Consider the following 20339-nt stretch of genomic DNA (forward strand, 5'->3'; position numbering starts at 1 on the left):
CCACGTCTCACCTGGCCTTTTGCCAGATTGAGAATGTCTGTCTCTGTGCGCGAGAGAGGGGCCGGTACGCGCGTAGTGAGTCCGAGCCCTCGGAAGGACCCCCTCTTGGCCGCCTCGCGCAACGCCTCGACCGCGAATACGAACAACGGCGCCAGCACCGCCCCGCTGCGCATCTCCTTTGCAAAGATCAAGGAGCCCCTCGAGGTTCCCAACCTGCTCGCGTTGCAGACCGAGAGCTTTGACTGGCTGCTCGGGAACACCGCCTGGCAGAGTCGGGTCGAGGCGGCTCTGGAGTCCGGTCAGGACGTCCCCACGAAGTCCGGTCTGGAGGAGATCTTCGAGGAGATCTCCCCGATCGAGGACTTCTCCGGGTCGATGTCGCTGACCTTCCGCGACCACCGTTTCGAGCCGCCGAAGAACAGCATCGACGAGTGCAAGGACCGCGACTTCACGTACGCGGCCCCGCTCTTCGTGACGGCCGAGTTCACCAACAACGAGACCGGCGAGATCAAGTCCCAGACGGTCTTCATGGGCGACTTCCCGCTCATGACCAACAAGGGCACCTTCGTCATCAACGGCACCGAGCGTGTCGTGGTGTCGCAGCTGGTCCGTTCGCCGGGTGTCTACTTCGACTCCTCCATCGACAAGACGTCCGACAAGGACATCTTCTCCGCCAAGATCATCCCGTCCCGGGGCGCCTGGCTGGAGATGGAGATCGACAAGCGCGACATGGTCGGTGTGCGCATCGACCGCAAGCGCAAGCAGTCCGTCACCGTTCTCCTGAAGGCTCTCGGTTGGACGACCGAGCAGATCCTGGAGGAGTTCGGCGAGTACGAGTCCATGCGCGCCACCCTGGAGAAGGACCACACCCAGGGCCAGGACGACGCGCTGCTCGACATCTACCGCAAGCTGCGTCCGGGCGAGCCGCCGACCCGTGAGGCCGCGCAGACGCTGCTCGAGAACCTCTACTTCAACCCCAAGCGCTACGACCTCGCGAAGGTCGGCCGCTACAAGGTGAACAAGAAGCTCGGCGCGGACGAGCCGCTGGACGCCGGCGTGCTCACCACCGACGACATCATCGCCACGATCAAGTACCTGGTGAAGCTGCACGCCGGTGAGACCGAGACGGTGGCCGAGTCGGGTCGCTCGATCATGGTCGAGACCGACGACATCGACCACTTCGGCAACCGTCGTATCCGCAGCGTCGGCGAGCTGATCCAGAACCAGGTCCGTACGGGTCTGGCTCGTATGGAGCGCGTTGTCCGCGAGCGGATGACGACCCAGGACGTCGAGGCGATCACGCCGCAGACCCTGATCAACATCCGGCCGGTCGTCGCCTCCATCAAGGAGTTCTTCGGCACCAGCCAGCTGTCGCAGTTCATGGACCAGAACAACCCGCTGTCGGGTCTGACGCACAAGCGTCGTCTCAACGCGCTCGGCCCGGGTGGTCTGTCCCGTGAGCGGGCCGGCTTCGAGGTCCGTGACGTCCACCCGTCGCACTACGGCCGCATGTGCCCGATCGAGACGCCGGAAGGCCCGAACATCGGTCTGATCGGCTCGCTCGCCTCCTACGGCCGGATCAACCCGTTCGGTTTCATCGAGACGCCGTACCGCAAGGTCGTCGAGGGCACGGTCACCGACGAGGTCGACTACCTGACCGCCGACGAGGAGGACCGCTTCGTCATCGCGCAGGCCAACGCGCCGCTCTCCGAGGAGTTCCGCTTCGAGGAGTCCCGCGTCCTGGTCCGCCGTCGTGGCGGAGAGATCGACTACGTCCCCGGTGACGACGTCGACTACATGGACGTCTCGCCGCGCCAGATGGTGTCGGTCGCGACCGCCATGATCCCGTTCCTGGAGCACGACGACGCCAACCGCGCCCTCATGGGCGCGAACATGATGCGTCAGGCCGTGCCCCTCATCAAGTCCGAGTCCCCGCTCGTCGGCACCGGCATGGAGTACCGCTCCGCAGCCGACGCCGGTGACGTGGTCAAGGCCGAGAAGGCGGGTGTGGTCCAGGAGGTCTCCGCGGACTACATCACCACGACGAACGACGACGGCACGTACATCACGTACCGCCTGGCCAAGTTCGCCCGGTCCAACCAGGGCACCTCGGTCAACCAGAAGGTCATCGTCAACGAGGGCGACCGGATCATCGAGGGCCAGGTCCTGGCCGACGGTCCGGCCACCGAGAACGGCGAGATGGCGCTGGGCAAGAACCTGCTCGTCGCCTTCATGCCGTGGGAGGGTCACAACTACGAGGACGCGATCATCCTGTCGCAGCGCCTCGTGCAGGACGACGTCCTCTCCTCGATCCACATCGAGGAGCACGAGGTCGACGCCCGTGACACCAAGCTCGGCCCCGAGGAGATCACCCGGGACATCCCGAACGTCTCCGAGGAGGTCCTCGCCGACCTCGACGAGCGCGGCATCATCCGCATCGGCGCCGAGGTCGTCGCCGGCGACATCCTGGTCGGCAAGGTCACGCCCAAGGGCGAGACCGAGCTGACCCCGGAGGAGCGCCTGCTGCGCGCGATCTTCGGCGAGAAGGCCCGTGAGGTCCGTGACACCTCGCTGAAGGTCCCGCACGGCGAGATCGGCAAGGTCATCGGCGTCCGCGTCTTCGACCGCGAAGAGGGCGACGAGCTGCCGCCGGGCGTGAACCAGCTGGTCCGTGTCTACGTGGCGCAGAAGCGCAAGATCACGGACGGCGACAAGCTCGCCGGCCGGCACGGCAACAAGGGTGTCATCTCCAAGATCCTGCCCATCGAGGACATGCCGTTCCTCGAGGACGGGACCCCGGTCGACATCATCCTCAACCCGCTCGGCGTGCCGTCCCGAATGAACCCGGGACAGGTGCTGGAGATCCACCTCGGCTGGCTCGCCAGCCGCGGCTGGGACGTCTCCGGTCTCGCCGACGACTGGGCACAGCGACTGCAGGTCATCGGCGCCGACTCGGTCGCCCCCGGCACCAACGTCGCCACCCCGGTCTTCGACGGTGCGCGTGAGGACGAGCTGGCGGGTCTGCTGCAGCACACCATCCCGAACCGCGACGGCGAGCGCATGGTGCAGCCGACCGGTAAGGCGAGGCTGTTCGACGGCCGCTCCGGTGAGCCGTTCCCGGACCCGATCTCCATCGGGTACATGTACATCCTCAAGCTGCACCACCTGGTCGACGACAAGCTGCACGCCCGCTCGACCGGTCCGTACTCGATGATCACCCAGCAGCCGCTGGGTGGTAAGGCGCAGTTCGGCGGTCAGCGCTTCGGTGAGATGGAGGTGTGGGCGCTGGAGGCTTATGGCGCCGCGTACGCCCTTCAGGAGCTCCTGACCATCAAGTCCGACGACGTGACCGGCCGCGTGAAGGTCTACGAGGCCATCGTCAAGGGCGAGAACATCCCCGAGCCCGGCATCCCCGAGTCCTTCAAGGTGCTCATCAAGGAGATGCAGTCGCTCTGCCTGAACGTGGAGGTGCTGTCCAGCGACGGTATGTCCATCGAGATGCGTGACACCGACGAGGACGTCTTCCGCGCGGCGGAGGAGCTCGGCATCGACCTGTCCCGGCGCGAGCCGAGCAGCGTCGAAGAGGTCTGACGGGAGTTCGGTCAGGAGGTTCAGCGATGAAGATCCCTGAGCCTCCGGCCGGCCCCGAGACCCCCGTATCAGACCCCAAGACTTACAACCCTGAGAGGGATTGACGCATAGTGCTCGACGTCAACTTCTTCGACGAGCTCCGGATCGGCCTGGCCACGGCGGACGACATCCGTCAGTGGAGCCACGGCGAGGTCAAGAAGCCCGAGACGATCAACTACCGCACGCTCAAGCCGGAAAAGGACGGACTCTTCTGCGAGAAGATCTTCGGTCCGACCCGGGACTGGGAGTGCTACTGCGGCAAGTACAAGCGTGTCCGGTTCAAGGGCATCATCTGCGAGCGCTGCGGCGTCGAGGTCACTCGCGCCAAGGTGCGTCGTGAGCGGATGGGCCACATCGAGCTGGCCGCCCCCGTCACGCACATCTGGTACTTCAAGGGCGTTCCGTCGCGCCTCGGCTACCTGCTCGACCTCGCCCCGAAGGACCTCGAGAAGGTCATCTACTTCGCGGCGTACATGATCACGTTCGTCGACGACGAGCGCCGTACGCGTGACCTGCCCTCGCTGGAGGCGCATGTCTCCGTCGAGCGTCAGCAGATCGAGAACCGGCGCGACGCCGACCTCGAGGCCCGCGCCAAGAAGCTCGAGACCGACCTGGCCGAGCTCGAGGCCGAGGGCGCCAAGGCCGATGTGCGCCGCAAGGTGCGCGAAGGCGCCGAGCGGGAGATGAAGCAGCTGCGCGACCGCGCGCAGCGCGAGATCGACCGCCTCGACGAGGTCTGGACGCGCTTCAAGAACCTCAAGGTCCAGGACCTGGAGGGCGACGAGCTCCTCTACCGCGAGCTGCGTGACCGCTTCGGCACGTACTTCGACGGCTCGATGGGCGCCGCTGCGCTGCAGAAGCGCCTGGAGTCCTTCGACCTCGACGAGGAGGCCGAGAAGCTCCGCGAGATCATCCGCACCGGCAAGGGCCAGAAGAAGACCCGTGCGCTCAAGCGCCTCAAGGTCGTCTCCGCGTTCCTGCAGACCAGCAACAGCCCCAAGGGCATGGTGCTGGACTGCGTGCCGGTCATCCCGCCGGACCTTCGCCCGATGGTGCAGCTGGACGGTGGCCGCTTCGCGACCTCCGACCTGAACGACCTGTACCGCCGTGTGATCAACCGCAACAACCGCCTGAAGCGCCTTCTCGACCTCGGTGCGCCCGAGATCATCGTGAACAACGAGAAGCGCATGCTCCAGGAGGCCGTCGACGCGCTGTTCGACAACGGTCGTCGTGGCCGTCCGGTCACCGGTCCCGGTAACCGCCCGCTGAAGTCCCTGAGCGACATGCTCAAGGGCAAGCAGGGTCGATTCCGTCAGAACCTGCTCGGCAAGCGTGTGGACTACTCCGCGCGTTCCGTGATCGTCGTCGGTCCGCAGCTCAAGCTGCACCAGTGCGGTCTGCCGAAGGCCATGGCGCTGGAGCTCTTCAAGCCGTTCGTCATGAAGCGGCTGGTCGACCTCAACCACGCGCAGAACATCAAGAGCGCCAAGCGCATGGTGGAGCGCGGCCGCACCGTCGTGTACGACGTCCTCGAAGAGGTCATCGCCGAGCACCCGGTGCTGCTGAACCGTGCGCCCACCCTGCACCGCCTGGGCATCCAGGCCTTCGAGCCGCAGCTGGTCGAGGGCAAGGCCATCCAGATCCACCCGCTCGTCTGCACCGCGTTCAACGCGGACTTCGACGGTGACCAGATGGCCGTCCACCTGCCGCTCTCCGCGGAGGCGCAGGCCGAGGCGCGCATCCTGATGCTGTCCTCGAACAACATCCTCAAGCCCGCCGACGGCCGTCCGGTGACGATGCCGACCCAGGACATGGTCCTCGGTCTGTTCTTCCTCACGACCGACGGCGAGCTGCGTGACACCAAGGGCGAGGGCCGGTCCTTCGGCTCCACGGCCGAGGCGATCATGGCGTTCGACGCCGGTGAGCTCGCGCTGCAGTCGGCGATCGACATCCGCTTCCCGGTGGGCACCATCCCGCCGCGTGGCTGGACGCCGCCGGCGCGCGAGGAGGGCGAGCCGGAGTGGCAGCAGGGTGACACCTTCCGCCTGCGGACGACCCTGGGCCGTGCGCTCTTCAACGAGCTGCTGCCCGAGGACTACCCGTTCGTCGACTACTCGGTGGGCAAGAAGCAGCTCTCCGAGATCGTCAACGACCTGGCCGAGCGCTACCCCAAGGTCATCGTGGCGGCGACGCTCGACAACCTGAAGGCGTCCGGCTTCTACTGGGCGACCCGTTCCGGCGTCACCGTGGCCATCTCCGACGTCGTCGTTCCCGAGGCGAAGAAGGAGATCGTCAAGGGCTACGAGGCGCAGGACGAGAAGGTCCAGAAGCAGTACGAGCGCGGTCTGATCACCAAGGAAGAGCGCACGCAGGAGCTCATCGCGATCTGGACCAAGGCGACCAACGAGGTCGCCGAGGCGATGAACGCGAACTTCCCCAAGACGAACCCCATCTTCATGATGGTTGACTCGGGTGCCCGAGGAAACATGATGCAGATGCGGCAGATCGCCGGTATGCGTGGTCTGGTGTCGAACGCGAAGAACGAGACCATCCCGCGTCCGATCAAGGCGTCCTTCCGTGAGGGCCTGTCCGTGCTGGAGTACTTCATCTCCACGCACGGCGCCCGTAAGGGTCTGGCGGACACCGCCCTGCGTACCGCCGACTCGGGTTACCTGACCCGTCGTCTGGTGGACGTCTCGCAGGACGTCATCATCCGCGAGGAGGACTGCGGCACCGAGCGCGGTCTGAAGCTGAAGATCGCGATCCGTGGCGAGGACGGCGTCCTGCGCAAGACGGACGACGTCGAGACCAGCGTCTACGCCCGCATGCTCGCCGAGGACGTCGTCATCGACGGCAAGGTGATCGCGCCGGCCAACGTGGACCTGGGCGACGTGCTCATCGACCAGCTGGTCCGGCACGGCGTCGAGGAGGTCAAGACCCGCTCGATCCTGACCTGTGAGTCCCAGGTCGGCACCTGCGCCATGTGCTACGGCCGCTCGCTGGCCACCGGCAAGCTGGTCGACATCGGTGAGGCGGTCGGCATCATCGCCGCCCAGTCCATCGGTGAGCCCGGCACCCAGCTGACGATGCGTACCTTCCACACCGGTGGTGTGGCCGGTGACGACATCACCCAGGGTCTGCCGCGTGTCGTCGAGCTCTTCGAGGCCCGTACCCCGAAGGGTGTCGCCCCGATCTCCGAGGCCCAGGGCCGCGTGCGGATCGAGGAGACCGAGAAGACCAAGAAGATCGTCATCACGCCGGACGACGGCAGCGACGAGACGGCGTTCCCGATCTCGAAGCGCGCCCGTCTCCTGGTGAGCGAGGGCGAGCACGTCGAGGTGGGCCAGAAGCTCACCGTGGGTGCCACCAACCCGCACGACGTGCTGCGCATCCTGGGTCAGCGTGCCGTCCAGGTCCACCTGGTCGGCGAGGTCCAGAAGGTGTACAACTCGCAGGGTGTGTCGATCCACGACAAGCACATCGAGATCATCATCCGGCAGATGCTGCGCCGCGTGACGATCATCGAGTCCGGCGACGCCGAGCTGCTGCCCGGCGAGCTCGTCGAGCGCTCGAAGTTCGAGGTCGAGAACCGTCGTGTGGTGCAGGAGGGCGGTCACCCGGCCTCCGGTCGTCCGCAGCTCATGGGTATCACCAAGGCCTCGCTGGCCACGGAGTCCTGGCTGTCGGCGGCGTCCTTCCAGGAGACGACCAGGGTGCTGACGGACGCGGCGATCAACGCCAAGTCCGACTCCCTGATCGGCCTCAAGGAGAACGTCATCATCGGTAAGCTCATCCCGGCCGGTACGGGTCTCGCCCGCTACCGCAACATCCGGGTCGAGCCGACCGAAGAGGCCAAGGCCGCGATGTACTCGGCCGTCGGCTACGACGACATCGACTACTCGCCGTTCGGCACGGGCTCCGGCCAGGCCGTTCCGCTGGAGGACTACGACTACGGTCCGTACAACCAGTAGTAGTCGGTTCCGCTAGTCGGTTCCGGTAGTTGGTTCTGAAGGGCGGTCACCCCGGTTCGTACGGGGTGACCGCCCTTCGGCGTTTCAGCGGCCGGTCAGTTCCCAGGCGGCGACGGCGACCGTCGCCAGGGCGGCCAGGGCGCCGATGCTGGCGAGCGGCCAGCGGGAGCGTTCCAGGGCGTCGAGGCGGTGTTCATGGTCGGCGAGCTGTTTGTCGGTCTGGTCGCTGCGCTGGACCAGCAGGGCGAGCGAGCCGTCGACCCGCGCGAACCCGGCCTCGACGGTGCCGCGCAGCCGTTCCAGTTCCAGGGCGACGGCGGCCGGGTCGGAGAGGGGTTCGTTCACGCTTCGCCCCGTTCGCCGGTCGCCGGGGCGTCCGTGCGCAGCCACGAGGGCAGCAGGGTCTGTACGGCGGGCAGGGCCATGATCCTGGTCGCGCCCGCGGCGGCGGTGAGCGCGCCGGCGACCCAGGGCAGGGTCTCGGGGATGCCGGCGGCGTCGACGACCGTCGGCAGCAGGACGCACAGGCCGACAGCGGTCTGGACAACGGTGCGGAGGGTCCGCTTGGCGGCCTCTGACATCGGGTTCCTCGATTCGCAGGGGTTCTCAGGAACGGTTCTCAGGAGCTGTACGGGACCTTGAGGGCGGCCCAGGACGTGGCGCCGGGCCAGCCGTCCGCGGCGGCGCCGGTGTAGCCGAGCTTGCGCTGCCAGCTCGCGTAGGAGCGGCGGTCGGCGTCGGTCCACTGCGGGCCCGGGCCGGAGGCGTACGCGGAGCAGCCGACGGCGACCAGGCGCTTGCCCATCGCGGTGACGATCGCCGACTTCGGGTTCTTCCGGAACCAGGCGTCGCCGGGGAACGGCTGGTAAGTCGGCTTGGCCGTACCGGAGTTGCCGGAGCCGGAGTTGCCGGAGCCGGTGGAGCCGGTGGAGCCGGTGGAGCCGCTGGGCTTGGCGCCGAGCCGGCTCGCGACCCTGATGCGGAAGTCCGACATCGCGAAGCCGCGCGGGTCGACCTTCTTGTTCGTCCACTCCTTGTGGCCGATGACCGAGCCGGCCGACCAGCCGTGCGCCCGGCACAGCGCGGCGGACGCCCGGACCATGGCCTCCAGCTGGACGGCGGGCCACGGGTCCTTGCCGTCGCCGAGGTTGACGCACTCGAAGCCGTAGAAGTGGACGTTTCCGTCCGTGTCGTTCTCGTTCGGCGCGGGCAGCGCCTTCTCGGCGACGACGGCCTTGAGGACGTCGCCGTCGCCGCTGCCCGCGTGGTTGGCGCGGCCGTTGCCGACGAGGTGGACCGTGCCGTCCTTGGCGATCACGCCGTGGCAGAGGGGGCCGGGCAGGGTGGAGTGGCCGTCGAAGCACAGGCTCACGCTGTTGCTGGTGCCGGAGGTGACGGTGTGGTGGATGATCACGCCGTTGACCGGGCCCCAACTTCCCTTGTGGTTGCGGTTGTGGGTGCGCCAGCCGGCGTGCTCGACGACGGTGACGCCCTCGGCCCGCAGTGCGGACACGAGGGCGTCGGCGGAGAGGGGGTTGGCCATGGTGGTGCCTCCCTGGGTGCTCAGACGACGATGTCCGCGTCGGTCTCGGGGTCGGTCTCGGGGTCGGTCTCGGGGTCCGTGGTGGTGTCGTCCCCCTCGCCCGGTTGCCACTGGGCGCACAGGGCCGCGTACGCGGCCGTGGTGGTCTCGAAGTCGGCGAGGGCCGCGGCGACCGCGCGCTGGATCGCCGTCTGATCGGGGACGACCGGGGCCGTGCCGACGGGCATGACGGTGATCCGGCCGTAGCCGCGCAGGACGGCGCCGCCCGCGCCGCTCACGGTGAACTGGGCGGTGATGTTGACGGCCGAGTAGGTGCCGGTGATCGAGTCGGGTCCGATGACCGAGCTGAGGCTGGTGTCGGAGACGTTGACGTGGATCGTGTGGCCGCCCTCGGTGAGGGTGGCGCGGCCCGCGTAGTCGATCGCGAGGCCCCAGGGCTGGGTGGGGTCGATGTCCATGAATGCGCTGCCTTCCTGGGTGGTCAGCTCTGGCGGCCGTGCATGAGGGTCGGGGTCGCGTAGACGGTGCCGGACGTGGTGGTGACGATGGCCTGGATCTCGACCGTGACCGTGCCGGTGAACGCCGTGGCGAAGGTGGCGGAGATCGCGTCCGTGTAGTCGAACTCGACGCCGGCGGCGACCGTGGGACCCCACTGGACGCTGTTGACGAGCACTCGGACCTGGCCGGTGGCGCCGGAGCTGACCGCGGTGCTCACCCGGAGCCGCAGCTTGGGCTGCCAGACCGGGTTGTACGACCGTGCGATCGTCGTCCAGGCCGTCGACGTGGACTGCGGCCAGCGCGCCGGCGTGGTGTCCTGCGGGGGCAGCATGGCCAGCCAGGGCCGGGCGAGGCCGCCGGTGTTGACGTCGTCGGAGAAGATCTCCCGGCTGCCGTTGTCGTAGATCCGCAGCGGCTGGAGGCTGGCGGCGCTGCCGTCGCCGTTGAACAGGGTCATGGCGAGGCTGCCGGTCTGGCGGTGGATCTCCAGGCCGTACTCCTCGCCCTTCCAGGAGCCGACCCGGAACATCGCGTCGGTGGTGCCGGGCCGCTGGACCAGGAAGGTGCCGCCGTCGGTGACCTTCAGGGCGCCGTCCTTGATCTCGACCTCGCCGCCGGTGATCGTGTTGAGTGCGGGCCGGGTGTTCACGGCGGTGGACAGCTGCTGGATGCGGCGTTCCATCTGGGTGAGCCGGTCGATGATGTCTTCGGGGAGCTGGGGCATCAGACCTCCTCCAGGTAGAGCTCGGCGGTGTCCGGGCGGCCGCGCTGGGCCGGGCTGACCTTGACGCCGACGATCCGGTAGCGGGCGTCCAGGCCCTCGGTCCACCACTCGTCGGTGATCCGCAGCCGGACGGTGCGGCCCAGCAGTGCGGACGGCACCAGGTCGTCGAGGCGGACGCTGATCTCGGGGATCACCACCGCGCCGGTGCCTTCGGCGAGTTCGGCGTTGGCCAGCGAGCGCAGGACGGGGATGCTGGCGATGTCGTTGTGGTCCGAGGCCAGGTCGATGCGCGGGTAGCCGACCTTGATCAGGTCGTCGCCGGCGGGGATGTCGGCGTCGGCGAACATCGGGCGGGAGTCCACGGCCTGGCTGGTGTTGTCGGTGGCGCCGCGGGCCCGGGCGGTGGTGCCGCCGCGGGTGGCGTCGCGCGGGAAGGTGTACGACAGGATCGTGCCGGGCCGGTCCATCACCAGGTCGGTGGTGCCGGTGGTGATCTTCGGGCTGCCCAGCCGCAGCCGGCGCACGCGGGTGCCGGTGACCGGGTCGCGGTAGACGGCGATGTAGTGCTCGAAGCCGTTCTCCAGGGCGGCGAGCGCGTCGAACGCCTCCAGGTAGACGGTCTCGTCGCCGTCCAGGTACTTCACCGAGCGGAGCCGGGGCTGCTGGGGGGTCTCGTAGCCGTAGTCGACCTTGATGTCCCCGCCGGGCACGACGGGTCCGGTCTCGTCGGCGAACTTGCCGGTCTGGAGGTGTTCCCAGAGCTTGCGGGCGACCGTCAGCTGCTCGACGTCCTGGAAGCCGACGTCGTCGCGGATCCGGCGGCGGCCGGCGTAGGACTCGAAGGTGGCCGCCTGGATGCCGAGGGTGAGGACGCCGCGGTCGTCGCTCTGCAGGGTGGACGTCCAGATGATGCCGCCCCACCACAGGTCGTTGCCGCGCTGGAGGTAGACCGAGGTGCGGCCCTCCTCGATGCGGCGGACGCGGGCGGCCATCTCGGCGTTGGGGACCGGGACGGTGCCGGAGAGGGATCCCGGCTTGCCGATGTAGTCGTCGACGGTGACGTCCCGCAGGGGCAGGATGTCGATGGTGGCGTCGGTGCGCAGATCGCAGAAGATCGCCCGGTAGGGCGTGTTCGTGGTCGTCATGACGCGGCCTCGTAGGTGGCGCTGCCCCGGACGGCGTGGCCGCTGGCCCAGGTCCACGGCGTCAGGGAGTCCACAGAGCCCCAGGTGGGCGTGACGATGGCGGTGGCGTCGGGCCGGCCCGAGGCGATGCCCAGCTCGAAGGCGTCGGTCGTGGCCAGGTAGATCCGGCACATGGCGCGCGCGCCGTTGGAGGCGCCCACCTCGGCCCAGCCGAGCATCTGGTGGACGGCGGACGCGGGCGTCGGCAGCGCGAACCGCCAGTTGTCCGTGGTGGCGGGGCCGGTGCCGAAGTTGGTCGTGCTGCCGAACTGGATCGAGAAGTTGAGGTGCACGGCGGTGCCGAACTTGACGTACCGGCAGTTGACGACGGCGTTGCCGTAGGCCGGGGTGGCCAGCGCGGTGCCGGTCGTCCAGGCCGGCGTCCAGCTCTGCCAGGTCGGCAGCACCGGGTAGTCGGTCCACGCGGTGCCGCTCCAGCGCTGGAGCCGGCCGCCCACGTCCCGGTACTGGCCGGGGTAGGCGCCGTTGGAGGTGTCCGTGACCACCGGGAGGATGCCGCCGACGCCGACCGTGGCGGTGCGGCGGCCGAGCAGCGCGGAGCTCCAGGCGAGGCCGCCGGCGCCCGCGCTCGCGTTGGCCGGCACGGTGACCTCGTACAGCGGCAGCGACAGGCCGGGCGCCGGCGGTACCGTCGGGGCCGCGGCCGGGGTGCCCGGGACGATCTCGATGACGGCCTCGGTGCGGGTGGAGCCGTCGTAGGCGTCGTCGTAGATCCGCAGGACGACCAGGTCGATGCGGTTGTGCTGGGCGTTGCCGTCCGGGAACGTCAGGGGCAGGTACTCGGTGAGGGCGACCGGGTAGGCGCCCCTGCCGTCGGTGCTCTGGAGCACGGCGCGGCCGGGGCTGACCGTGGCGGACATGCTGTTCGCCGTGCCGGTCAGCGTGAAGCCGGAGATGCGCTGGAGGCCGTCGGAGGAGCCCGGCAGCACACCGGAGCGGGTGGCGACCGGCGAGGTGGGCGTCAGGGCGCCGAGCGAGACGAGGCGGGTGTCCTCGCGGGACTGGCCGTCGAGGGAGAGCCATCCGGAGCGCACGGGCATGATCGACTCCTTTCGGGAGAGCTGAAGGGGATCGGGAGCGGGACGGCTCAGGCGATCGGGTCGACGCGGACGAAGATGTTGTCGAACCAGCAGGTGATGTTGGCGGTGTTCGACCGGTGCATCGCGGTGACCGTGTAGGTCGAGCCCACGGTGAGGGAGCCCAGGCGCAGTTGGGTCGACACCGACTTGCCGAGGCTGCCCGAGGCCGACGCGGCACGCTCGTCGTCCGGTGCCCAGAGCACGGTCGTACCGAGCGTGACCTGCGGGGACATATGCGCCTGCGCGGTCTCGGTGCCCGAGGTGGAGATCCGTGCGCCGACGGTGATGATCACGGCGCCGGACGGCGGGGCGGTGAAGTTGAGCGTGAGGGCCGTGACCGTGGTGCCCGTGAGGGCGGCCGTGTAGGCCGTCGAGGTGGTGGTCCCGGCGTCCAGGGACTGCGCGAAGGCCGGCCCCGGCACGGCGGGCAGCCAGGCGGCGCCGTTCCAGCGCTGGAGCTGTCCGGCGGCGGAGTCCCGGTACTGGCCGGGGTAGCCGCCGGTGGTCAGCACTCCGGCCGGGACGAGCCCGCCGATGCCCTTCGGGTAGGCCACCCAGGCCGTGGAGTCCCAGCGCTGGAGCGTGTTGTTGACGTCGCGGTAGTGCCCGGGGTAGCCGCCGGGGGCGGTGTCGTCGGAGCGGGTCGGCAGGATGCCGCCCAGCGGGACGGTGGTGGGACGCAGGTCGACGCGGGCGCTGTCCCAGTCGATGCCGCCGGAGCCGGCGGAGGCGTTCTTGGCGACGGCGACGGTGAACAGCACGAGGGAGGCGTCCGGTGCGGCGGGCGCGGCCGGGACGGCGGCCGGGGTGCCCTTGACGATCTCGGCGACGGCCTCGGTGCGGCCCGAGCCGTCGTAGTCGTTGTCGTAGATCCGCAGGACGACGAGGTCGATACGGCCGAACTGGGGGTCGCCCGCCTCGAAGGTGAGCGGGGCCGGCTCGGTGACGGCGACCGGGTAGGCGCCCCGGGCGACGGAGGTCTGGATGACGGCCCGGCCGACGCCGACGGTGGCCGTCATGCCGCCCGTGGTGCCGTTCAGCCAGAGTCCGGTGACCCGGTACTGGCCGTTCGCGGAGCCGGGCAGGACACCGGAGCGGCCCTTGATGTCGGTGGTCGGGGTGACCGCTCCGATCTGGGTGACCCGGGTGTCCTCCCGGGTCTGGCTGTTGGGCGACAGCCAGGCGGAACGTACGGTCATGGCGTTTCCTTCCGAGTGCCGGGCGGGGGACCGGGGGCGGGTGGGGAGGAACTGGGGAGGGGAGGGGAGGGGAGGGGAGGGTGAGGCGGCGCGGGGGAGGGGAGGGGCTCAGGAGGCCGACTCGTAGGAGCCCCAGATCGACAGGACGTCGCCGGCCTGCCAGGTGTAGGGCACCGCCTTGGTCCAGCCCGTGCTCGCCGCGGTCGTGCCCGAGGTGACGGTGAACCTGATGGCCGTGCCCCCGTTGTTCGCCGACAGCTGGGCGGTGCCCTGGAAGAACCGGAAGCCGTTGCTGGTGTAGCCGACGACGTTGAGCAGGATGTCGGCCATCCAGCCGGTGGCCGGCGGGGACGGCAGCGAGATGGACCAGGCGCCGGCCGTGTCCAGCGCGGAGAGGTTGGTCGTCGTGCCGATGGCCAGCCGCACCCGGAGCTGGACCAGCGTGCCCAGCTTCATGTACCTGCCGTTGAGGCTGCCGTTGCCGACCACGGGCGCGGCGCCGGTGGACGAGTACCAGACGGGCGTGTAGTTGGACCAGGTGGGGACGCGCTGGTAGGACACCCACGCCGAACCGTTCCAGCGCTGGAGGGTGCCGTCGGAGCCGTCCCGGTACTGGCCGGTGTAGCTGGCCGTGGTGGCCGCGCCGGCCGGGGCGATGCCGCCCAGGGCGCTGGGGTAGCCGACCCAGGCGGAGCCGTCCCAGCGCTGCAGGGCGCCGCCGGAGTCGCGGTACTGGCCGGGGTAGGCGCCGTTTCCGGTGTCGCCGACCACGGGCAGGATGCCGCCGACCGCGACGGTGGGCGTGCGCAGGTCGAGGACGTCCTCGTTCCAGTTGACGCCGCCGGTGCCGGCGCTGCTGCCGGCCCGGATCAGGACCCGGTAGATCGGCAGCACGATGCCCGGGAGCGGCGGCGTCTCCGGGGGGACGGCCGGGGTGCCCTTGACGATCTCGACGGCGGCCTTGGTGAAGCCGGAGTCGTCGTAGAGGTCGTCGTAGATCCGCAGGACGACCATGTCGTACCGGGCGTACTGGGCGTCGCCGTCGGCGAAGGTGAGGGTCAGCGGCTCGGCCAGGGTGACCGGGTAGGCGCCCTGGTTGCTGTCGGCCTGGACGACGGCCCGGCCCTCGTGGACGGTGGCGGTCATGGTGCCGGCGCCGCCCTCCATCCAGAAGCCGGCGAGCCGGTACTGCCCGTCGTAGGAGCCGGGCAGGATGCCGGAGCGGACGTCGAGCGGGTTGGCCGGGGTGGTCGCGCCGAGCTGGGTCAGGCGGGTGTCCTCGCGGGTCTGGCCGGTCTCGGCCACCCATGAGCTGCGCAGGTTCATCTGCTGGTCTCCCGTGGTCTATTGGGGTGGGGTGAGGGCCTGTCCGGAGCCGCCGGTCACCACTCCGCCTCGCGCCAGCGCACGCTCATCTGGGCGCCCGCGCCGTGGGCGTCAGGACGGAAGGCGAGTTGGGCGCGGCCGGGGGCGAAGGCGAAGAGCTCCTCGGGGCTGCTGTCGGCGGCCGCGGTGTGCCGGCGCGACGCAGTGGTGTTGAGGGTGACCGTGCCGGCGGCGGTGTCGACGACGAGTTCGTCCCCGCCGGCCAGCGTGATCTCGTAGCGCAGCCGCTGCCCCGAGGTCCGGTCGGTCACCGTCGGGTTGACGCACGGGCCGGTGAAGGTGATCACCGGGTGGGTGGGCGCGGAGCCGCCGTTGTCGGCGTTGACGTCCCCGGTGGAGTCCGCCTGTCCCCAGTAGAGGGGCCAGGTCAGCGGCCAGGACAGACCGCTCTCCGGCTGCGGGGCGCCGGTGACCGCGGTCTGCTCGCTGACCGAGTAGCGGCGCGGGTCGGTGGCGTACCACTGCACGGACGCCCGGGACACGCCCTGGGTGGTGTACGTGCGGTCGGCGGCCAGCAGCCGCTGGCTGACCCGGGCGCGCACGGCCAGCGTCTCGCCGTGCAGCCGCACCGCCAGCCAGCGCTCCGCGTCGCCGAGCAGCAGCGCCTGGCGCAGGGTCCGGGTCGCGCCGAGGGAGGCCGCGGAGTCGTCCTGCGCCGGGACGGTCCACACCGTGCCGCCGACCCGGCGCGGCTTGGCGTAGCGGGCGCCGGGCCAGGCGCCGTGCGCGGTGGGGTGGTCGGCGTCGGAGGAGTCGTAGTCCGGCAGGTCCTCCCAGCCGGTGAGGCCCCCGCGGTCGATCTCGTACAGGGTGCCGGGGCCCATCAGCAGTCCGGCCCACTGCATCTGCCCGTCGCGGGTGATGAGTGAGCCGGGGGCCACATCGTCGGTGTATGCGGTTGTCGTGGTCTCGGCCATCTCGGCCGTCACCTCGCTCTCGGGTTCGGGCGCGGGTTTGGGCGCGGGCTCGGATGGGGGTTTGGGTGCGGGCTCGGGCGCGGGCTCGGGCTCGGATGGGGGCTCGGGCGCGCGTTTGGGTGCAGGTTTGGGCGCGGGCTCGGATGCGAGCTGGGGTGCGGGTTTGGACGCGGGCTCGGATGCGCGCTCGGCTGGGGGCTCAGGCGCGGGCTCGGATGCGCGCTCCGGTGCAGGCCCGGGTGCGGCCTTGAGTGCGGGCGGCTCGGGTGCGGGCTCAGGCGCATGTGTGTGCTGTGGCCAGGAAGAGCAGGTCCTCCGCGGTGCCTCGGGCGCCGGCGCCCGCGCTCTCGTGGAACTCCCGGACGCGGTGCGGCTGTCGGGAGGCCCGTGAGCCGCTCCGCCGGGCGAGGGCCCGCTGCCGGTCCAGCGCCGTCAGCGACAGCACCCGGCCCGCGCCCCGGGCGGCGCCGGGGACGGCGACGCCGCCCTCCGCGAGCATCGGGATCTTGTCCAGGTGGACGCCGAACTTCTTGCCGAGGAACGAGAAGCTCAGCGAGTTGAGCTTGTCGATGACCCAGTTGGCGAAGGCGATGAGCCCCTGGATCGGTCCCTTCACCACACCGGCGACGGTCTGCGTGCCGGTGGTGACGAACTGCCCCATCGCGCCGAGGGTGCGGGAGACGGCCTCCTTGATCCGGGTGAACATCCGGGGGATGTCCTTGGTGATCCAGTCCAGCGCCGGCCGCACCGCGTCCTTGAACCCGCGCCAGAGCGACGACACCTTGCCGCTGAGCGCCCGGGTGTCCCCGGTGGTCAGCGCCTTCAGGACGGCGAAGCCGGTGCCGATGAGCGCGCCCACGACCGTCAGCGCGGTGGTGATGACGCCGAGGTAGCCGGTGACGTACGTGTTCACCACGCTCGCGACGGCCTTGAGCAGCGGCGCCATGACCGTCAGATAGCCCTCGACGTACTTCAGCACGAGGGTGGCGAGCTGCTCCATCAGCCGCTGACCGGTCTCCGAGTTCATCGCGAGATCGAGCAGCCACCCGGCGACGGGCAGCAGCAGCCCGGTGACGAACCCGATGGGGTTGGCCCGGGTCAGCGCGTTGATGATCAGCATCACGCCGGCGCCGATGGTCATGGCGGTGCCGAAGACGCCCATGAGGTCGCCGACGATCCCGACGATGTCGATGAAACCGGCGGCGAGGGCGAGCACGCCCAGGCCCGACTGGAGGACGTCGAGGCTTCGCCGCCCGCCCTTGGCGCGGGCGCCGGCCGACCTGATGCCGGTGGCGGCCGTGGCGGCGGTCTGCCCGGTCTTCATGACGGATTGGGCGGCGGCCTCGGCGCCCGTCTTGACCTGACGGACGGAGGCGGCGCCCTGGGACGCGGCGGAACCGATGCCGTCGACGCCGCCGAGCGCGCCCTTGACCCGGCCGACGAGAGACCGCGCCGTACTGCGGCTCTCCCCCAGTCGGGACCGCAGGGCGTTCATGGCCTGCGGGACTCCGGCCAGCAGGTCGGCCACCCCGGCTCCCGGGGACAGCGCGGCGGCGGTCATCCGCGTGCCTTCGCCAGGAACATCAGCGCGTCGGCGGTGCGCTGCGGGCTGCTCGTCTCGGCCGCGTAGTAGTGCTCGATGTGCAGCGCGCCGCCCGCCCCCGCGGCTCCGGCGTACGCCGAGCCCTGGGCGGCGGCCCGGCGCAGCAGCCGGTCCAGCTTGCTGAGCGGCAGGACGGCCTCCGCCTCACCGGCCTCGGCGAGGATCGCCGGGACACCGCCGGAGCGGGGCATGACGACACCGCCGGTGGCCAGCATGGGGATCCTCGGCAGGCTGACGCCGAAGGTCTTGCCGCCGACGCCGGGCACCCAGCCGGGGATCGACACCTTGATGCCGTTGAGGGCGCCGATCGCGCGGTTGATGATGCCGATGACCGCGTTGATCGGGCCCTTCACCGCGCCCTTGATGCCGTCGAAGGCACGGCTCGCGATGCCCTTGAGGCCGCCCCAGATGCTGGACAGCTTGTCCTTGACGGCCTTGAAGGCGTTCGGGATCGCGGACTTGACCCAGTTGACGACCGGCGAGATGACGGCCTTGATGCCCTTCCAGACGCCGGAGACGACCGTCTTGATCGCGTTCAGCGCGGTGCTGATGACCTTCTTCCAGATGTTGACGTAGGTCTTGATGACCGTGGCGATGGCCTTGACGACGGCCGAGATCGCCGTCTTGATGCCGGTCCAGATCGACTTGATGAGCTTGGCGGCGCTCTTCATGATCGGCCCGATGGCCTTCATGACGGTGCCGATCACGGTCTTGATGACGCCGAAGGCCGTGCCGAGGACCTTCTGCATGGTTTTGGACTTGGTCGCCATCTCGACGACCTTCTGGATGAGCGGCGCCAGCAGTTCCATGAGCATGCCGAAGAAGTTGCCCTTCATCGACTTGTTCATCTTGTCCTGGCCCTTGGCGGCCTTGCTCGCCCCCGACTCGTACTTGCCGAGGTTCGTGCCCGCGGTGGAACCGGTCTTCCCGGCTTTGGCGAGCGACTTCTCGGCTTGGTCGGAGGCGGTTCTGAGGTCCTTCAGCTCCTTTTCCGCGCCCTGGGCGGCGGTCTTGAACTGCTTGAGCTGTCCTTCCCCGGACTTCGCCTTGTCGCCGACGCTCTTCGCGGCGGTGCCGGCCGAACTCGCCTGGCTCTGGAAGTTCTTGAGCCCGGCGGCTGATCTTTCGAGTGCTCGAACGAGAGACATCCGTTTGCTGGTCCTTTCCCTTTCGCGGTGGCGCTCAGACTCCTGCGAGGGCCTCGCTCAGTGCGGTGACGGATCTCTTGATCTCGGCGAGTTCCTTCTTCGTCGCCTGGTTGCCCTGGCTGTTCCTGTTGTTCTGGTTCTGGTTGTTCTGGTTGTTCTTGCTGTGCTTTCCCTTGGCGTTCACGGGCGGCGCGGTCTGCGGGGTTGCCGCGTTCTGCTTTATCTTGTCGCCGGCTTCTTTCAGGTGCTTGACGAGCTTGTCGATTTTGGCGTTCGCGTCGTTCGCTCCCTTGAGCGCGTTCTGAATCTCCGTATCTTTCGCCTGCGGGAGGTAGGCGGAGTCGAGCTGACTGCGCAGCGAGGCCAGGTTGTCCGCCTTGGCCTGGGCTTTTGCGTCGTCCTTCTTCTTCTGGATTTCTGCGTCCAGGGCTTGCCTGGCCTGCTTGCTGAACTTTGCGCGCAGGCTTTTGGACGCGCTCTCGTAGCGTTTGTTGAATTCGTCCTTGACTGCCGCCTTGGCCTCTTTGCTGTACGTTGCCTTCATTATGGTGGCGGAATTCTTGAGGCCCGCGATGGCGTCGTTCCTCTTCCACTCCTTGAGGAGGGTGATGTCGAGCTTGAAGGCCTGGATGTCCACCTTGAAGACTTGGAACGCGGCGACGAGGCCGATCACCAGCCAGCGGTATTGCTTGAACTTGTTCTGCAGTTCGGCGACGGCGGTGTTGGTGGCGGCGACATCCGTCGTCAGCTTCGACGTGTCTTTCTCCAGCTTGAGGACCCGGAACAGGACGGTGGGGTACTGCGTCGGAACCGATCCCAGCTCCACGAGGATGTTGTGGATCTTGTCCTCGGCCTTGACCAGATCCGCATCGAGGTCCTTGATATTTCGCGCCATGCGTCCTCCCTGGACGGCAAGAAGGGCCCGGCTGCAGGAGCCGGGCCCTCTTCGGGTGTGACGGGGGGTGGGGTGGGTCTCAGAACGTGTCTGCCAGGATCAGCCACGTGATCGCGCCCAGGCCGAGGCAGCCGGCGCACTGCGAGAGGATCTCCAAGGTTCCGAGCCGCCCCGGCAGCAGAGCGGGGAGAGTGATGAGGCTCGGCACCGCCGGATCGTAGAGGACCTCGGTACGGTCGCCCTCCTGCACGTCGCGGGGTGGATGGCGGACGCCTTCGCTCGTCTCGGCCGTCATCTCGGTGCCGTCGGGCAGGTCGAAGGTCACCACGGCGTAGTAGAGCTCGTGGCCGTCTTCCTCTTTCTCCGTGCGGAAGCGGACCAGCTCCGCGGAAGTCCTGACTCCCTGCACTCTCAGCAGGCATCGGCTCAGGACGTCGAACGCGAACGTGATGCAGAGGATGCCGGTGATGGCGGCGACGAAGCAGCCGCCGAGCTGCTCAAGCGTCATACCGGGACGGTACTCGCCGCGGGCGCGACGGGT

16 protein-coding genes are annotated in these 20339 nt (G+C 69.2%); 2 read left to right on the plus strand and 14 right to left on the minus strand.

Features of this window, described 5'->3' with window-relative positions; genetic code table 11:
* Positions 1-105 precede the first annotated feature (105 nt).
* Both rpoB and ACWCPF_RS01145 read left to right on the plus strand, forming a co-directional pair.
* A complete protein-coding gene (gene rpoB / locus ACWCPF_RS01140; RefSeq protein ID WP_451042864.1) occupies positions 106-3591 on the plus strand; it encodes a DNA-directed RNA polymerase subunit beta in 3486 nt (1161 codons plus the stop codon).
* Between the two features lie 110 nt (positions 3592-3701).
* Positions 3702-7601 (plus strand): DNA-directed RNA polymerase subunit beta', encoded by a 3900-nt coding sequence (locus tag ACWCPF_RS01145; protein ID WP_451042865.1) that lies wholly within the window; start codon positions 3702-3704, stop codon positions 7599-7601.
* 84 nt (positions 7602-7685) lie between these two features.
* Here ACWCPF_RS01145 and ACWCPF_RS01150 read toward each other — a convergent pair whose 3' ends face one another.
* From ACWCPF_RS01150 to ACWCPF_RS01215, 14 genes are all read right to left on the minus strand, one after another.
* Positions 7686-7946, minus strand: coding sequence for a hypothetical protein (locus ACWCPF_RS01150; protein WP_451042866.1), 261 nt, complete (start codon positions 7944-7946; stop codon positions 7686-7688).
* The gene (locus ACWCPF_RS01155; RefSeq protein WP_451042867.1) at positions 7943-8182 is read right to left on the minus strand and encodes a hypothetical protein; all 240 of its coding nucleotides are present in this window, start codon (positions 8180-8182) and stop codon (positions 7943-7945) included. Before ACWCPF_RS01155 ends, ACWCPF_RS01150 begins: the two co-directional genes overlap by 4 nt.
* Before the next feature lie 38 nt (positions 8183-8220).
* Positions 8221-9144, minus strand: a complete 924-nt coding sequence (locus ACWCPF_RS01160) for a peptidoglycan-binding protein (protein WP_451042868.1) — start codon at positions 9142-9144, stop codon at positions 8221-8223.
* Between the two features lie 20 nt (positions 9145-9164).
* A complete protein-coding gene (locus ACWCPF_RS01165; protein ID WP_451042869.1) occupies positions 9165-9602 on the minus strand; it encodes an ATP-binding protein in 438 nt (145 codons plus the stop codon).
* Between the two features lie 23 nt (positions 9603-9625).
* Positions 9626-10366 (minus strand): hypothetical protein, encoded by a 741-nt coding sequence (locus tag ACWCPF_RS01170; protein WP_451042870.1) that lies wholly within the window; start codon positions 10364-10366, stop codon positions 9626-9628.
* Complete coding sequence (locus ACWCPF_RS01175) at positions 10366-11511, minus strand: hypothetical protein (protein WP_451042871.1); 1146 nt, start codon at positions 11509-11511, stop codon at positions 10366-10368. The genes ACWCPF_RS01170 and ACWCPF_RS01175 overlap by 1 nt, the downstream gene beginning before the upstream one ends.
* Positions 11508-12611, minus strand: a complete 1104-nt coding sequence (locus ACWCPF_RS01180; protein ID WP_451042872.1) for a hypothetical protein — start codon at positions 12609-12611, stop codon at positions 11508-11510. Before ACWCPF_RS01180 ends, ACWCPF_RS01175 begins: the two co-directional genes overlap by 4 nt.
* 47 nt (positions 12612-12658) lie before the next feature.
* Positions 12659-13849 carry a hypothetical protein gene (locus ACWCPF_RS01185; RefSeq protein ID WP_451042873.1) on the minus strand — a complete coding sequence of 397 codons (1191 nt, stop codon included), beginning with the start codon at positions 13847-13849 and terminating at the stop codon, positions 12659-12661.
* Positions 13850-13957: 108 nt separating this feature from the next.
* Positions 13958-15175 (minus strand): hypothetical protein, encoded by a 1218-nt coding sequence (locus ACWCPF_RS01190; RefSeq protein WP_451042874.1) that lies wholly within the window; start codon positions 15173-15175, stop codon positions 13958-13960.
* Between the two features lie 56 nt (positions 15176-15231).
* Positions 15232-16152: a phage distal tail protein gene (locus ACWCPF_RS01195; RefSeq protein WP_451042875.1), complete on the minus strand. Its 921-nt coding sequence runs from the start codon at positions 16150-16152 to the stop codon at positions 15232-15234.
* A gap of 274 nt (positions 16153-16426) precedes the next feature.
* Positions 16427-17713: a tape-measure protein gene (locus tag ACWCPF_RS01200; RefSeq protein ID WP_451042876.1), complete on the minus strand. Its 1287-nt coding sequence runs from the start codon at positions 17711-17713 to the stop codon at positions 16427-16429.
* Positions 17710-18903 (minus strand): phage tail protein, encoded by a 1194-nt coding sequence (locus ACWCPF_RS01205; RefSeq protein ID WP_451042877.1) that lies wholly within the window; start codon positions 18901-18903, stop codon positions 17710-17712. Before ACWCPF_RS01205 ends, ACWCPF_RS01200 begins: the two co-directional genes overlap by 4 nt.
* A gap of 34 nt (positions 18904-18937) precedes the next feature.
* Entirely contained in the window at positions 18938-19798 is an 861-nt protein-coding gene (locus ACWCPF_RS01210) for a hypothetical protein (protein WP_451042878.1), read from the minus strand.
* A gap of 79 nt (positions 19799-19877) precedes the next feature.
* Positions 19878-20306 carry a DUF3592 domain-containing protein gene (locus ACWCPF_RS01215; RefSeq protein ID WP_451042879.1) on the minus strand — a complete coding sequence of 143 codons (429 nt, stop codon included), beginning with the start codon at positions 20304-20306 and terminating at the stop codon, positions 19878-19880.
* Positions 20307-20339: the final 33 nt, after the last annotated feature.

This window comes from Streptomyces sp. NPDC001858, assembly GCF_053594615.1.

What these genes read in the sequence shown, in the direction of transcription:
- ACWCPF_RS01155 (WP_451042867.1), bottom strand. Translation starts at nt 8,182, where the DNA reads ATGTCAGAGGCCGCCAAGCGGACCCTCCGCACCGTTGTCCAGACCGCT.
- ACWCPF_RS01160 (WP_451042868.1), bottom strand. Translation starts at nt 9,144, where the DNA reads ATGGCCAACCCCCTCTCCGCCGACGCCCTCGTGTCCGCACTGCGGGCC.
- ACWCPF_RS01165 (WP_451042869.1), bottom strand. Translation starts at nt 9,602, where the DNA reads ATGGACATCGACCCCACCCAGCCCTGGGGCCTCGCGATCGACTACGCG.
- ACWCPF_RS01170 (WP_451042870.1), bottom strand. Translation starts at nt 10,366, where the DNA reads ATGCCCCAGCTCCCCGAAGACATCATCGACCGGCTCACCCAGATGGAA.
- ACWCPF_RS01175 (WP_451042871.1), bottom strand. Translation starts at nt 11,511, where the DNA reads ATGACGACCACGAACACGCCCTACCGGGCGATCTTCTGCGATCTGCGC.
- ACWCPF_RS01180 (WP_451042872.1), bottom strand. Translation starts at nt 12,611, where the DNA reads ATGCCCGTGCGCTCCGGATGGCTCTCCCTCGACGGCCAGTCCCGCGAG.
- ACWCPF_RS01185 (WP_451042873.1), bottom strand. Translation starts at nt 13,849, where the DNA reads ATGACCGTACGTTCCGCCTGGCTGTCGCCCAACAGCCAGACCCGGGAG.
- ACWCPF_RS01190 (WP_451042874.1), bottom strand. Translation starts at nt 15,175, where the DNA reads ATGAACCTGCGCAGCTCATGGGTGGCCGAGACCGGCCAGACCCGCGAG.
- ACWCPF_RS01195 (WP_451042875.1), bottom strand. Translation starts at nt 16,152, where the DNA reads ATGGCCGAGACCACGACAACCGCATACACCGACGATGTGGCCCCCGGC.
- ACWCPF_RS01200 (WP_451042876.1), bottom strand. Translation starts at nt 17,713, where the DNA reads ATGACCGCCGCCGCGCTGTCCCCGGGAGCCGGGGTGGCCGACCTGCTG.
- ACWCPF_RS01205 (WP_451042877.1), bottom strand. Translation starts at nt 18,903, where the DNA reads ATGTCTCTCGTTCGAGCACTCGAAAGATCAGCCGCCGGGCTCAAGAAC.
- ACWCPF_RS01210 (WP_451042878.1), bottom strand. Translation starts at nt 19,798, where the DNA reads ATGGCGCGAAATATCAAGGACCTCGATGCGGATCTGGTCAAGGCCGAG.
- ACWCPF_RS01215 (WP_451042879.1), bottom strand. Translation starts at nt 20,306, where the DNA reads ATGACGCTTGAGCAGCTCGGCGGCTGCTTCGTCGCCGCCATCACCGGC.